This is a genomic window from Trichocoleus sp. FACHB-90, from assembly GCF_014695505.1.
GTDB classification, from domain to species: Bacteria; Cyanobacteriota; Cyanobacteriia; order Cyanobacteriales; family FACHB-T130; genus Funiculus; species Funiculus sociatus.
Map to the genome: position 1 here is coordinate 23,894 of NZ_JACJOK010000041.1, position 14,899 is coordinate 38,792.

Consider the following 14,899-nt stretch of genomic DNA (forward strand, 5'->3'; position numbering starts at 1 on the left):
TGAGAACAACGTTTTGAGACACAGTAGGGGCAATTCATAAATCATCCGATTTAGTTTAGGCTGGCACGGTCGGCAAATCCAGAAATTTTCTTGTAAGCATTGCCCCTACCCTTCTTGTCTCACCCTCTTGCAAACTGAAACAAAACCTAAGCAATGCTTACCACAGAGGCGATTTATCACCTCTAGAAAAAGTTAGCTCAGAATGACATAATTACCTGGTTTGACAGAATCGGTCTACAAGGGGTTATCAGAAAGTTCACTGCCTGGGAGGTTGCTAATATTGCGTTGGAGAGCTGCCAAAGAACGATTGTAATCCAGAACAGCTCTGAGTCGGTTGACTCTAGCGCGGGTAAGCTCAGTTTGAGCGCTAATGACATCAGTCTGCGTACCGACACCCGATCGAAATCGTAACTCAGCCAAACGCAAGCTTTCTTCTGCCTGAGTAACGGCGAAGAAAGCAGTTTGAATGTTCTCCGCATTCGACCTTAAATTGAAATAAGCTCGTTCCACCTCCAAGCGGATTTGGTTGCGTTGGTCAGCAAACTGAGTTTCTGCGATCGCAATATTAGCTCTCTCCTGCTCCGCTCTGGCTCTGGCGGCTCCCCCATCAAAAAAATCCCAGCGAAATCTTGCCCCTAAGGTTAAGCCATCGGCAGGCCCCAATTCATCATTGAACACCCCTAAAACGTCGTAGGTCGCAAACAAACTTACTTGCGGACTTGTGCCAGCCAGCGCAATACGCCGTTGCTGTTCGCTGATGTTCCGCCGAGCCAAGAGCTGTTCCAACTCTGCCCGGTTCTTCAGCGCCAGGATAATACTCTGTTCTAGTGTAAGATTCCACTCCCCTGCAAACTCAACTTGGTCTGCCGCGGCCACCTCAGCCCTCTGAGCTAAACTTAACAATTGGGTTAACTGCCTGCGGGCAATACTTTGTTGACTTCTAGTGCGAGTTAGGTCTTGGACGGCATTCGCCAGCTGCACTTGAAACCGCAGTACATCAAAGCGCGTTCCCAGTCCAGCTTGTTCTAGCAACTGAGCATCCTCAAGACTTCTAGCAGCATCTCTCACCGCCGCATTAGAAATCTCAACTTGGGAATCTGCCTCTTGCAAATCGTAGTAGGAATTCGTAACATCCAAACGGACTTGTTCGAGTTGGCGTTCCAAATCTAACTGATCGAAACGCGCCTGTTGTTCTGCTGCTTGGATACGCGCTCCCCGTCTACCAGAGGTAAAGACGTCATAGCTGACTTCAAACCTGGTGTCAAAGCTTGTCGAGGCAGTATTATTGTCATCCCCCAGTAATTGCCGTTGTCTGGCATTTGATAGCTCAGCACTGGCAGAATCCGATCGGGTGAAATCGGCTTGCACGCCAATGTTGGGATACTCAGCCGCAAGAGCTTCTCGCAGAGCCGCCCGACTGCGCTCTGCGGTCAGAAGTGCAACTTGTAAATCCCGATTGTTACGCCGCGCCAGTACAATAGCCTGTTCCAATGTTATCCGCTGGAAGTTTTGAATTTGTACTTCCTCTGGTTTGGTGGGAAATAGCAGGGGATTGGCGCTGGGGTTGAGGTATTCGGGGGGTAAAGGAGGGTTCTGAGTTTTGGTTTCTGAGCCTTGTTGAGTTACGACGTTACTCCCGTTCCCTGTTTCCTGCGCCTGTTGGTTCTTCTGAGGAGCCGATGGAGCCATACCCGCGTTGCCAGAATTAAGCATAGGCGAGGTAGGACGAGTTTCTGCTTCGTCCTTGTTTTCCTGTGTGCTGATTTCTGACCTGGGAGTTTCAACTTTTTGACTTGGGGGGCTTTCTTGTGCAGCACTCAGCTTTGCATACCCCAAGGTGAGCGCAAGACCTGCACCCACAGCCATGAAACCAGTTCCTACCCAATGAAACGGATGTCTAGAAGTTGGCATAAGTTTTTGAATTTGGTCTTTTGCTCTTAGAAAAACTTTTCTTCAGCTTCAAGCAACCTTATGCAGAATACCGGGTTGCGATCGCGGTTGGCAAACGAATTTTTATTAATTGCTCCCCATTGCTTGATAGCGCCGCCCATTCTGCCCGATTCTGATCCATCCTTAATCTAGTGGCGGCTGGGGACTGTGGACTGAGTATCACGAGGAATTGTTTCTCTTGGTCTCTTCTGCCAGCTGTTCGCTTAACCATTGAATTTCGTCTTGAATCACCACTAAACACCTTTGTAGGACTGCTATTTGGTAGGGATCTGCTGGCAGAGGTTCTGTTTGTTGACTTTCCAGACGCAATCGACAAACCATTAAGCGATGCTCCACCAACTTGATTCGGATTACGGGTTCTATGTGACTAAAAAAGAAAAACTTGATTGTAAAGCGAGAGCGAGCGTTCACCCAGCTTTCATGGGGGTGTTCTAGCATTTGTTGCATCCATAGCTCGCGCCCTTTATCGCTGATGCTATATATTTTGCGAATTGAACCTGCCTCTCCTTCCTCCTCTACGAGTACGCTGATAGCACCCCGCTCCTCCAATCGTCTCAAGAGAGGATATATAGCGCCGTAGTTGGCACTGATGCAACCACTCATAAACAGTTCTAGTTGCTGCTTCAGGCGATATCCATGTAGCGGTTCGCGTTGCAGTAAACCTAAAGTAGCCAATTCAAGCATTTTGTATCAAACTGATATAAATATCTGTTGCATCTGTTGCATTCGATTTTAATATGTATAGGTATTGCCTTGCATCTGCATTGAGAATAGAGCGTTTGACCTCTCCCCTACAAGGGGAGGCGAGTTTAAGCATAATAATCCCTCATTTGAGATGCACACTCTTGCCCCAACCCCTCCCCTAAAAGGGAAAAGGTTGGAGGTTTTTTATGGGTGATGGTGTAGGAAGCTTTTCGTGATTGCTGCGATCGCTTAATAACCTATGCACTCGTCAATAAGCAGCCACGCAAGAGCGACAGTTGTTAAAGTACCGCCAGCTTTGTCAAAGGAAAGGAAACGAAGATGTCCGATCATTCGTCCCCTGAATCTCCAGTTCCACTTAAGACACAAGAAGATACGCTTTTTGAGGAGCAAGCTTTAGAAGACGAGTCCGTTGCAGTTGAGCCATTTCAGCCAGGTCAAAGAAAGCGGTGGGCGATCGCGTTGTCAATCGTCTTGTTGATTGTCGGTGGTGGTTTCGGTTGGCGTTGGTGGCAAAGCCGTGCCAGTAATGCTCAACCTGCACCAGGAGCAGCAGGTCAACCGCAAGGAATACCTGTCAAATTAGCAACTGTAGAAACAGCCACCCTCCAAGAAGCTTCCGAGTTTGTGGGTTCCCTGCAAGCTGCACGGAGAGTGGTAATCAAGCCGGAAATTGAGGGGCGAGTCAGTCAAATTTTGGTTTCCGAAGGCGATCGCGTTCCCGCCGGAAAGACTTTAGTACAACTTAGCCCAGACAAGAGACAAGCAGAAGCCGCCAGCGTGTTACAGAGTGTCAATGCTGCCCGTGCCACCAGCGCCAATGCTGCCTCCCAAATCAAAGCCTTAGAAGCCGAAAGGGCTTCCACTGTCGCTGAACTGGAACTACAACAGGAAAACTATCGACGCACTTCTACCCTAGTAGGACAAGGTGCATTGGCGAGAGCCGAACTAGATCGAGTTACACGCGATCGCCGTGCTGCCCAAGCCGCCTTAAATGCCATCACCCAACGCATTCAAGCCGCCCAGTCAACCCTTGCCCAAGCCCAAGCAGGTTTACAGCAAGCCCAAGCTAACGTCGATCTTGCTAACGCAGAACTTAAAGATGCCACAATTGTCGCCCCCATCGCTGGCGTTGTCGGAGCTATCCCAGTCAAGTTAGGAGATGTCGTCAGCAGTAGCGACACCCTCACCACTATCATCCAAAATCAATCTTTAGAAATAGAATTGTCTATTCCTTTAGAAAGAGCGCCAGATTTACGCTTAGGGCAGACAGTAGAGGGAAGCAATTCCCAAGGAAAATTACTAGGCACAGGTACAGTGAGTTTTATTTCTCCCCAAGTAAATTCCAGTTCTCAAAGCATCCTTATCAAAGCTAGGTTTGACAACTCACAAGGACAACTGCGGGATGGACAATTTATCAAAGCCAATCTGATTTGGCAAGAACGTCCGGGAGTTTTAATCCCAATCAACGCCATTTCTCGCTTGGGTGGAGCAACTTTTGTTTTTGTGGCGCAAACACAAAAGCCTCAACCAGGACAACCAGAACAATCAGGACAACCCAAACTTGTCGCTAAGCAAAAGCCGGTGAAATTGGGTCAGATCCAGAAAAATAACTATCAAGTGCTAGAAGGATTAGAACCAGGAGAAAAAGTTATCATCTCAGGCCTTCAGAATTTGTCTGACGGCGCTCCCATTCTTCCTGAGTCTAAGTAATCAGTAATGGGTAATAGGTAATGGGTAGGATAATGGAGAATCTTCTCCACAAATCTCTAATATCTAATACTTAATACCCACTAATTACCAATTACCAATTATCAACAATATGTTTGCAGATTTCTTCATTAAGCGACCAGTCTTTGCTACAGTCTGCGCCATAGTTATTTTGCTAGTGGGAGGAATTAGTATTCCCACTCTACCTATCGCCCAGTTTCCAGAAATTAGCCCGACTCAAATCAACGTTACGGCTAACTACAGCGGAGCTAGTGCTGAAGTCGTAGAAAACGCTGTGACCAACATTTTAGAAAGGCAAATTAATGGAGTCGAGGGATTAAAATATCTGAGTTCGAGCAGCAGTAACGATGGCACCAGTACAATTACAGCTACCTTTGACTCATCCCGGAACAAAGATATCGCCGCAGTCGATATTCAAAATAGAGTTTCCGTCGCCCAACCGCAGCTACCACAAGCCGTACAGCAAACTGGGGTCACGGTAACCAAACAGTCCAGCAACATCCTCTTAGCAATTGGTTTGTACGCCGAAAATAAAGAGTACGACAACATATTTTTAAGCAATTACGCAGACCTCTATTTAACAGATGCTCTGAAAAGATTAAAGGGCGTTGGTGACGTGCAAATTTTCGGTGAACGCCGATATTCTATGCGTTTATGGCTAGACCCGAATCGGCTTGCTAGTCGCGGTTTAACGGCTCAAGATGTAGTCAATGCACTCCAAGAACAGAACTTACAAGTCGGTGCTGGGCGAATCGGTCAGGAACCTGCTCCAGAAGGGCAAATGTATCAAATTGATCTGCGTGCAGTCAGTCGGCTGACAGAAGCTTCTGAATTTGAGGAAATTGTCTTAAAAACGGATACTGATGGCACGCTTGTCAAACTTAAGGATGTGGGGAGGGCAGAATTAGGAGCGGAAAATTACAGCTCTTTTCTGCGATTTCGAGGCAATGATGCTGTAGGTTTGGGTATCTTTCAGCTTCCCGGTAGTAATGCTTTGGATGTTGCTAGAGCAGTGAAAGCAGAAATGGCAAAACTGGCTACTCGCTTTCCGCCTGGTTTGCAATATCGGGTGGCTTTTGACACAACTTTGTATGTTGAACAATCGCTCAAAGAAGTAGTTAAAACACTATTTGAAGCGATTGTTTTGGTCGTATTGGTTATCTTTGTTTTCTTGCAAGATTGGCGAACAACTCTGATTCCAGCGGTGACAATTCCCATTTCCTTGATAGGAACTTTTGCTTTTATCAAGGTATTCGGATTTTCGATCAATAGCTTGTCTCTGTTTGGTATTACATTAGCTACTGGTTTGGTGGTTGATGATGCGATCGTTGTAGTTGAGGATATCGATCGCTTGATCCAGCAAAAGGGGATGACTCCTCGTGCAGCTGCAAGTGAAGCGATGCGGGAACTTTTTAGCGCCTTAATTGCAACTTCACTGGTGCTAATGGCGGTGTTTGTTCCAGTTGCCTTTTTTCCCGGAACAACGGGAGCGCTGTACAAGCAATTTGCCTTAACAATTGCTTTTTCAGTTGGTATTTCTACCTTTATTGCTATTACACTGACTCCATCTCTTTCAGCTTTGTTATTGCGTCAGGGACAAAAGCCTGGAGGATGGCTTGGCTGGATTTTTGACCGAATTAATGGAGCGATCGACTGGACGCGGCGAGGATACAGACGATCGCTTAACTTCCTGACACGCTTTCAAGGCTTCGTAGTCGGGTTGTTTATCGTTTCTTTGGGAATAACTGCTTGGCTTTATCTGAGCGTACCTACAGCGTTTCTTCCCGAAGAAGATCAGGGTTATTTCATCACGCTTGTCCAAGGGCCAGAAGGCGTTTCCCTGCAATATACAGGCGAAGTTATGGACAAGGTAGAAAAAGAAATTCTTAAAAACCCCGAAGTAGTCGGAACTTTCGTAGTAGGTGGCTTTAGTTTTAGCGGTAATACTTCTAACAATGGGATTATATTTACTACTCTCAAACCTTGGGAGGAACGCCATAAAAAAGAGCAGTCAGTGCAGGCGATTATTGGCAGTTTGTTTGGTACGCTATCAGGTATTACCGAAGCAAGAGTCTTACCCGTGAATCCTCCAGCAATTCAAGGTTTGGGCAGTTTTGGCGGCTTCCAATATCAGTTGCAAGACCAACGCGGTAATAGTCCCCTAGAGTCTTTGGTTCAGTCAATGGGTCAACTATTAGGTCGTGCTAACAAAACACCTGGATTGCAACAAGTATTTAGCACTTTTGCTGCAAATACGCCACAGCTACTAATCGAAGTTGACCGCAACAAAGCTAAGGCGTTGCAAGTTTCGGTAGACGATATTTTTAATACACTGCAAACATTCTTGGGTTCGCAATATGTAAATGATTTCAATTTACAGCAGCGAAATTATCGGGTGTACGTGCAAGCAGACAAACAGTTTCGATCTAACCCGGAAAATATTGGTAATCTGTACGTCCGCTCCCAACAAAATCAGATGATTCCTTTGAGCAATTTGGTAAAAGTTACTCCAACGACTGGAGCGCAAACTATTAATCACTACAATCTATATCGCTCCATTGAAATCACTGGTTCTGCTGCTCCTGGCTATAGCTCAGGACAAGCAATTAAGACAATGGAGCAGGTATCCAAAGAGGTTTTACCAGTTGGTTTAGGTTATGAATGGTCGGGGACTTCACTAGAAGAAATTGAGTCTGGCGGTCAAGCACCAATAATTTTTGGTTTGGGACTTATTTTTGTGTTCTTGGTGCTGGCTGCTCAGTATGAAAATTATGTTGACCCCTTCATTATTCTGCTTTCAGTTCCGCTGGCAATTTTAGGGGCATTGTTAGCTCAATCGATGCGCGGGTTGTCTAATGATGTTTATTGCCAAATTGGTCTAGTAATGTTGATTGGTTTGGCGAGTAAAAATGCAATTTTAATTGTAGAATTTGCCAACCAACTCCGAGAAAGCGGGATGTCAGTAACCAAGGCGGTGATTGAAGCTTCCCAAGAGCGTTTGCGACCAATTCTAATGACTACTTTCGCCTTTGTCTTGGGTATTGCTCCTCTGGTAAATCCCGAAGGAGCAGGAGCCGCCAGCCGACGTTCTCTGGGAACTGCGATCGCAGGTGGTACCATTGTCTCCACTGTCTTAAGTTTATTCATTGTGCCAGTTCTGTATATCGTAATTGTGACGGCACGCGATCGCTTGAAGCCTGGCGGTAAAAATAAGAAAACTCCGAAATCGGCTCCTAGTCGAGAGTTGAAAAGTCCTGCTATCACCCGTTAAATTGAACCTCTCTCCTAAAAAGCTTTCAGCGGAGGTTTTCTCCGCTGAAAGCTTTTCACTCCCCAACCTCTGCCCACCTTCCCCTGCTTAAGGTTTTCCATGCTAAAGCTTTATCACTATAATATTTCTCCCAACTCCCGGAGGGTCTGGGTGTCGCTACTCGAAAAACGTTGTACCTTGGTTGCCAAGGGGTGGCGTGTCCTTGAGTGACTATCCCAAATTGAATGCTTGGTGCGATCGCATTCAAGCACGTCCTTCTTGGCAAGCTACGGAAGCTACCCCAGAGATAGTGGAAGCGTTTAAGTCTCGCATGGCAGCAGCACAGAACTACTAAAGATTCATGCAGACAATCCCCGCGGCAAGAAGCGCGGGGATTGTTGACTGCAATATCGAACAATTTCTTGAACCCAATACGGCACTATTTGTGTAGCCACACCCAAATGGGTGTGGCTACACAAATACTTTTGCAAAAAATCTCTTCTTTGTCTAGGAAGCTACTTTCGCAGTAGAACGGCGGCGACGTCTTCCAGCAAGCTTAGTAGGCGGTTCCTCCGGAGCTTGCAGCAAGAACACTAGCAGAGGGCGACTCTGGAATTCACGCCGCAGCAGACGTTGTAGCGCTGATTCCAGTTGAGTTTGGACTCCTGCCCAGTCAACTTCTAGCGGTTCATCTTCCAAGACACGGGCGAATTCTGACCAGCGATCGCTCAAAATTCCTTCTAGAGTTTCGCGTACCAAAGTTTGTAAGCGATCGCGTTCCATCGTTGTCACCACACCCCGCAGGTGAACTTCCGGCTTAGCCGTCAGCTTACCTTCCCAGTCCATCGCCGCAGCGATCGTCACAACACCATCTTCTGCCAATTGCTGCCTTTCTTTCAGCACATTAGCTTTCAGCACGCCAGAATTATCGACTAATTCGATACCGGCTGGAACCTTACCCGCCACTTTGATGCTATCTTCTGACACCTCTACGACATCCCCATTGTCAATGATCACCATATTTTCCGCAGGGATACCCATGCTCTGGGCAGTCTTGGAGTGCTGGATAAGCATCCGATGCTCGCCGTGAACTGGTAAAAAGAACTTCGGACGAGTTAAGGCAATCATCAGCTTTTGGTCTTCCTGACAGCCGTGACCGGAAACGTGAATCCCCTTGTCACGACCATAAACCACATTTGCACCCTGCATCATCAGCTTGTCGATGGTATTTACCACCGCAATTGTATTTCCCGGAATTGGGTTTGCCGAGAATATCACCGTATCGCCCGCACGGATTCTCACTTGTCGGTGTTCGCCGTTAGAGATACGAGTCATTGCTGAAAGAGGTTCACCCTGAGAACCGGTAGTTAAAATCAATACCTTCTCATCTGGCAGTTGGTGAATCGATTGCAAAGGCTGGAACAAATTATCGGAACATTTGATATATCCTAGATTGCGTGCCTGAGCAATCACATTCAGCATCGAGCGACCTACTACGGACACCATCCGCCCGTGCTTTTGCGCTAGTTCCAGAACCATATTGATTCGGTGGACTGACGAAGCAAAAGTGGTCAATAGTACCCTTCCCTTTGCCTGAGAAATAAAGCGGTCGAGATTCGGAAAAACTGATCGCTCAGAAGGCGTGAATCCTGGTACTTCCGAGTTAGTTGAGTCGCTAATCAGGCATAAAACGCCTTTCTCGCCGTATTCAGCCAGTCTTTGTAAATCAAAAAATTCTCCATCAACTGGCGTGTGGTCAATCTTGAAGTCACCTGTATGGATAACGACACCAGCGGGCGTGTGGATAGCGACGGTGAAGCTATCAGCAATAGAGTGGGTGTTGCGAATAAATTCGACGAAGAATGAAGCGCCAATTCGCACCATTTCGCGGGGTACTACTCGTTTTAGGGTCGTCCGATTGGAAACCCCAGCTTCTTCCAATTTACCTTCTAGCAATGCCATTGCTAAACGCGGGCCATAGATGACTGGGATATCAAATTGCTTGAGGTGATATGCTATCCCGCCGATATGGTCTTCGTGACCGTGGGTGACGATCATGCCTTTGATTTTGTGGCGATTTTCCCGCAGATAGGTCATGTCGGGGAGGACGATGTTCACGCCGTGCATGGATTCGCTGGGAAAAGCTAATCCCGCATCCAACAGGATGATTTCATCGTCATATTCAAACACACAGGTATTTTTCCCAATTTCATGCAGTCCGCCGAGGGGAATAACTTTCAGAGCGGGTGCGGATTCGTTCTTAGTCATGTGGTTCCTTGTAATAAATCAAGATCGGTCAATACAAAACAGTTGAAAATTTGCATAAATTACAGCGACTTTGGCAAAGAACGAGCCTAAAACAGGAATTTTTTGCCTTGTTCTTTTTGCCTAGTGTTAGCGACTTTAGCCAGTAAAAATTTAAAAAAGAAGTTTCTTTTTTTGCTTTCCTTTTTACTTTTTTTTCCTTTCTACCGTCGCCTCAAATCAAAGTCAGCTGCTTCATTACTGCCTCTAACATTTGCCTATCTGAGTCTGGTAGATGCGAGAGTGGTGGACGAGTCGAGCCAATATCCCAACCTTGCAGTTTTAGCGCCGCTTTGATGGGAATAGGATTAGTCGTACAAAACAAAGCTTTGAATAATGGAAAAAGTTGTAGGTGAATATCGATTGCTACTTTAGTTTGACCGTTTTCAAAGGCTTGAATCATCTGTTGCAGCTGTTTGCCTACGAGATGGCTAGCAACGCTTATTACCCCAGCACCGCCAACTGATAATAAAGGCAAAGTTAGGGAATCATCCCCAGCGTATATGCGAAATTCTGCTGGTATCAGCCGTCGAATCTGACTGGCTGCGTCTAGGTTGCCACTTGCCTCCTTAATTGCCACAATGTTCGGGATTTCTGCCAGACGAGCTACCGTCTCTGGCTGAAGATTCTGACCTGTACGACCAGGTATGTTGTAGAGTATCAGGGGCAGGTCTGGGCAAGATTGGGCGACGCTTGCAAAGTGCTGATACAGTCCCTCTTGGGGGGGCTTGTTGTAGTAGGGTACGACTTGTAAAGATCCATCTACTCTTATTTTAGCGGCTTTTTGAGTAGCTGCGATCGCTTCTTTCGTCGAATTTGACCCAGTACCGGCGATTACCTTAGCTTTTCCGGCTACTGCCTTTTGTACAACCTGAAATAGCTCATACTCTTCTTCCCAAGTTAGAGTAGGAGATTCCCCAGTTGTGCCGCATATTACCAAAGCATCACTACCATTTTCTGCCAAATGCGCCGCCAGCTCTTCTGCAACGGCGTAATTTACAGCGCCATCTTCCTTAAATGGCGTCACCATCGCGGTGATCACGCGCCCAAAATTTACCACACTCTTTTAACTCCTCTTTCAATTTTGAATTTTGGACTTTGGATTTTGGATTAAGAAGCTACAATCTAAAATCTAAAATCTAAAATCCAAAATTTTGCTGGTATAAGTCGATTACTTATAACTTAATTCAGTAGCAGGCTGGAGCCAGTTCCGTTCTACCAGCAATTCCGCAATTTGGATGGCATTAAGCGCCGCACCCTTGCGTATCTGATCTCCACTCAACCACAGTTCCAATCCGCACGCATGAGAAATATCTTGACGAATTCGACCTACTAAAACTTCGTCGCGACCGCTTGCCTCAATTGGCATCGGAAAATAATTTGCCTGCCAGTCTTCCACCAGCTTGACACCCGGAGCAGTGGCTAATATTTCCTTTGCCTTCGCTGGGGGAAATGGTTGCTCAAATTCTAGGTTAATCGCTTCTGAGTGCGCTCTGAGTACGGGAACCCGCACACAAGTCGCAGTTACTCGCAGTTCGGATGCGCCGAAAATCTTGCGCGTCTCATTGAGCATTTTCAGTTCTTCTTCACAATACCCTACTTCAGTCATTGGGGAATTGTGGGGAAACAAATTAAATGCCAGCGTGTAGGGGAAAATCCCCGGTTTTGGCGACTCTCCCTCTAAAATTTCGCGGCTGTGTGTTTTGACTTCTTCCATCGCCCTTGCACCCGCACCGCTTGCCGATTGGTAGGTGGCGACAACAATGCGCTGCACTGGCTGCACTTGATGCAGGGGCCAAACTGCCACTGCCATCAAAATTGTTGTGCAGTTAGGATTAGCAATTATACCCCGATGAGTGCCTGCTGCTTCTGGGTTCACTTCTGGAACCACTAGAGGAACTTCGGGGTTCATGCGAAAGGCGCTGGAATTGTCAATTACAACTGCCCCAGCGTCTACCGCTTTATGCGCCCAGGCTTTAGAGGTAGATCCGCCAGCAGAAGCGAGAACTAAATCTACATTATCAAACGAGCGATCGCCTACTGCCTCCACAGGCAAATTTTCGCCCTTAAATGACATGGTTCGACCAGCAGAACGTTCTGAAGCCAACAGCTTCAAGTCTGCTACGGGAAAGTTACGGGCTTCCAGAAGTTCTAATAACTCCGTACCTACTGCACCCGTGGCTCCGAGAATGGCAACGCGATAGGAATCAGACAAAGATGGTTCCTCCTCTTGAATACATATATTTCAAAAACTTTCGGTATCGAGCCTAAGCAATTTGTTAGGTTTTTTTTGTAATATTTGTAATATTTGTGCTTGTGCAAGGACACAGACTCTTACTGCTTCTATATAGAATATCTCAAAGGAATTTTACCTATCTAGAACTTCCCTTAACCTAACTTCCCTGCCAAAGAAGGAAAAGCTAGATTTGGCTCAAGTGAAAGCGCGTGCTGTCGATGTACTATCATCAAATATGTCAACAATAGGGATAGTAAGGTTTTATCTACACTGGCTGCAACTGTTGCAAAACTAGGATATCACGGGGTTGAGACGCTAGAGTTCTTCTTTGGCTTTAACCGACCGTCTTCCAAGCCTGCCGTAGAATCGCTATCAACCTTGTGCGCTTTAGTTTCTAGAGAAGTTATCTGATGAAAGTTACCCAGGAAAAGCTCCCCCAGAGCAGGATTGGCTTGGAAATTGAAATTCCACCGGATCAGTCAAAAAATGCCTACGAGCAGGTAGTCCAAAAGCTCGCCCGTACAGTCAATATTCCTGGGTTTCGCAAAGGAAAGGTGCCTCGCCAAATCCTGCTACAGCAATTAGGGCAGACACGGATTAAAGCAACTGCCCTGGAAGAATTGATTCAAAGTAGTCTCCAGCAGGCTCTTAAGCAAGAAGCAATTGAGCCGCTAGGTAACTATCAGCTGCGTTCCGATTTCGATGAGTTAGTGGGTCAATTCAAACCAGGCGAACCCCTGACGTTTATAGCTGCGGTGGATGTGCAGCCGGAAGTATCGTTAGGCGACTACACCGGTCTTACCGTCAAGGCGGAGGAAGTACCGTATGACCCTAGCACGGTGGAAAATTTCTTGGAGGAGCGTCGTGCCGAATTAGCCAACTTAATCCCTGTGGAAGGTCGCCCAGCGCAAATGGGAGATGTAGCAGTGGTGGATTATAGTAGCCGTTTGGCGGACGAACCAGAAGGTGAAGAAACTGAAAGTATTGCTGGGGGTCAAGCGGAAGACGCTCAAATTGAGCTAGTTGAAGGCAAGTTTCTCAAAGAATTTGTCGATGGCATTGTGGGCATGAGTTCCGGCGAGACGAAAGAGATATCGGTGAATTTTCCGGAAGATTATCGCCAAGATTTAGCAGGGAAGACAGCTATCTTCAGCATCACGCTCAAAGACCTCAAGGAAAAAGAGTTACCAGCGTTAGATGATGATTTCGCCCAAGAAGTCAGCGAGTTTGAGACTTTAGCCGAGTTACAAGAGTCTTTAGAGAAAAGATTTCGCGACAAGGCTGAGCAAGAAACGAAGGCTAATAAGGAGCAAGCCATCGTCAGCGAACTGCTCTTAAAAGTTGAAGCTGACCTGCCGGAAACCATGATTCAGCAGGAAGTTGAGACGATGCTGCGTCAAACCATCATGCAAATGGGGCAGATGGGGATTGATGTCAAGTCCATGTTTACGCCGGAGATGGTGAAGCAAATGGGAGCGCGATCGCGTCCCGAAGCCATCGACCGACTAAAACAATCCCTAGCCTTGGAAGAAATCGCCAAGCGCGAATCTCTCCAAGCAGAACCAGAAGCCATTACAGCCAGAGTCAATGAGCTGCTAGAGCAGTTTCCAGACGACCAAAACATCGACAGGGAACGGCTGCATACCATTGTCTCAGCCGATTTGCTCAAAGAAAAAGCAATTAGCTGGCTAGAAGAACACGGCACAATTGAACTGGTTCCCCAAGGCACTCTCACGCCAGAGGAAGACGAGGAAACTGAAGCTGAAGTAACCGCGACCGAAGCAACAGAAACCGAAACGGCAGAGGAAACGGAAGCTACAGAAGCAACCACCCAGACGGCACAACCAGATGCGTAATCCTCTCTAGAGTGAATAAACCATAGGGGCAAGCAAAAAACTGCCCCTACACCCCTATCAACAGTCCGTGATGGTCAAAAACAGCGGATTCGGATATAACGGAAGTATAGTGGATCAAGAACCACTCGCCAGTTCACCTGACAGTGCAGGGTTAGACTTCGCTCGTTTATGGTTATATCTCTATCCCGGAATTACGAAATCACAAGCCAAAGAAAACCGGATATATACTCCGCCTTCGGTTCAAGCAACGTTGTTCCTATGGTGGTGGAACAATCCGGTATGGGGGAACGGGCGTTTGATATTTACTCGCGGCTACTGCGGGAACGCATCGTTTTCTTAGGGACTCCGGTTGACGATGTGGTGGCTGACTCAATCGTGGCTCAGCTGTTGTTTCTAGACGCAGAAGACCCGGAAAAAGACATTCAGATGTACATCAACTCCCCCGGCGGTTCGGTGACATCTGGTATGGCAATATATGACACAATGCAGCAAATACGACCTGATGTTGTTACCATATGCTATGGATTAGCAGCCAGCATGGGGGCGTTTTTGTTAGCAGGTGGAGCGCAGGGTAAGCGCATGGCTCTACCCAGTGCCAGGATTATGATTCACCAGCCCCTCGGCGGCGCTCAGGGACAAGCCGTTGATATCGAAATTCAAGCCAAAGAAATTCTTTATCATAAGCAAAAACTGAACGAGTTACTGGCTCACAACACGGGTCAACCGTTTGAGAAAATATCGGAAGATACCGAGCGCGATTTCTTTATGTCATCGGCTGAGGCCAAAGATTACGGTCTCATCGATCAGGTCATCTCCAGGCAGAACCTTCCCCAGGCGGAAGCAGCTGTCACTTCACTGAGATAAGAGGCA

10 protein-coding genes and 1 pseudogene are annotated in these 14,899 nt (G+C 47.0%); 5 read left to right on the plus strand and 6 right to left on the minus strand.

What is annotated here, in order from left to right; genetic code table 11:
* Positions 1-234 precede the first annotated feature (234 nt).
* Genes H6F74_RS11960 through H6F74_RS11970 form a run of 3 tightly spaced genes read right to left on the minus strand, consistent with a single transcriptional unit; the run spans position 235 to position 2,634 of the window.
* A complete protein-coding gene (locus H6F74_RS11960; protein ID WP_242022022.1) occupies positions 235-1,911 on the minus strand; it encodes a TolC family protein in 1,677 nt (558 codons plus the stop codon).
* A gap of 58 nt (positions 1,912-1,969) precedes the next feature.
* Positions 1,970-2,113: a hypothetical protein gene (locus H6F74_RS11965; protein ID WP_190441107.1), complete on the minus strand. Its 144-nt coding sequence runs from the start codon at positions 2,111-2,113 to the stop codon at positions 1,970-1,972.
* Positions 2,110-2,634: a PadR family transcriptional regulator gene (locus tag H6F74_RS11970; RefSeq protein ID WP_190441109.1), complete on the minus strand. Its 525-nt coding sequence runs from the start codon at positions 2,632-2,634 to the stop codon at positions 2,110-2,112. The genes H6F74_RS11965 and H6F74_RS11970 overlap by 4 nt, the downstream gene beginning before the upstream one ends.
* A gap of 339 nt (positions 2,635-2,973) precedes the next feature.
* On the opposite strand from H6F74_RS11970, the gene H6F74_RS11975 reads away from it, so the two are divergent.
* The 3 genes and pseudogenes from H6F74_RS11975 to H6F74_RS29625 all read left to right on the plus strand — a co-directional run.
* A complete protein-coding gene (locus tag H6F74_RS11975) occupies positions 2,974-4,365 on the plus strand; it encodes an efflux RND transporter periplasmic adaptor subunit (protein ID WP_190441112.1) in 1,392 nt (463 codons plus the stop codon).
* A gap of 109 nt (positions 4,366-4,474) precedes the next feature.
* Entirely contained in the window at positions 4,475-7,654 is a 3,180-nt protein-coding gene (locus tag H6F74_RS11980) for an efflux RND transporter permease subunit (RefSeq protein ID WP_190441116.1), read from the plus strand.
* A 169-nt stretch (positions 7,655-7,823) separates the two neighbouring features.
* Positions 7,824-7,988 (plus strand): annotated as a pseudogene (locus H6F74_RS29625) (glutathione S-transferase family protein); the annotation flags it as partial.
* 152 nt (positions 7,989-8,140) lie between these two features.
* Here the strand turns inward: H6F74_RS29625 and H6F74_RS11990 are convergent.
* The 3 genes from H6F74_RS11990 to H6F74_RS12000 all read right to left on the minus strand — a co-directional run bounded on the left by H6F74_RS11990 (position 8,141) and on the right by H6F74_RS12000 (position 12,152).
* Entirely contained in the window at positions 8,141-9,901 is a 1,761-nt protein-coding gene (locus H6F74_RS11990) for a ribonuclease J (protein WP_190441119.1), read from the minus strand.
* A 211-nt stretch (positions 9,902-10,112) separates the two neighbouring features.
* Positions 10,113-10,997: a 4-hydroxy-tetrahydrodipicolinate synthase gene (gene dapA / locus H6F74_RS11995; protein ID WP_190441122.1), complete on the minus strand. Its 885-nt coding sequence runs from the start codon at positions 10,995-10,997 to the stop codon at positions 10,113-10,115.
* 111 nt (positions 10,998-11,108) lie between these two features.
* Positions 11,109-12,152, minus strand: a complete 1,044-nt coding sequence (locus tag H6F74_RS12000; RefSeq protein ID WP_190441134.1) for an aspartate-semialdehyde dehydrogenase — start codon at positions 12,150-12,152, stop codon at positions 11,109-11,111.
* Between the two features lie 431 nt (positions 12,153-12,583).
* On the opposite strand from H6F74_RS12000, the gene tig reads away from it, so the two are divergent.
* On the plus strand, positions 12,584-14,029 hold the full coding sequence (tig, locus tag H6F74_RS12005) for a trigger factor (RefSeq protein ID WP_190441136.1): 1,446 nt from the start codon (positions 12,584-12,586) through the stop codon (positions 14,027-14,029).
* A 168-nt stretch (positions 14,030-14,197) separates the two neighbouring features.
* Positions 14,198-14,893 (plus strand): ATP-dependent Clp endopeptidase proteolytic subunit ClpP, encoded by a 696-nt coding sequence (gene clpP / locus H6F74_RS12010; RefSeq protein WP_190441138.1) that lies wholly within the window; start codon positions 14,198-14,200, stop codon positions 14,891-14,893.
* Positions 14,894-14,899: the final 6 nt, after the last annotated feature.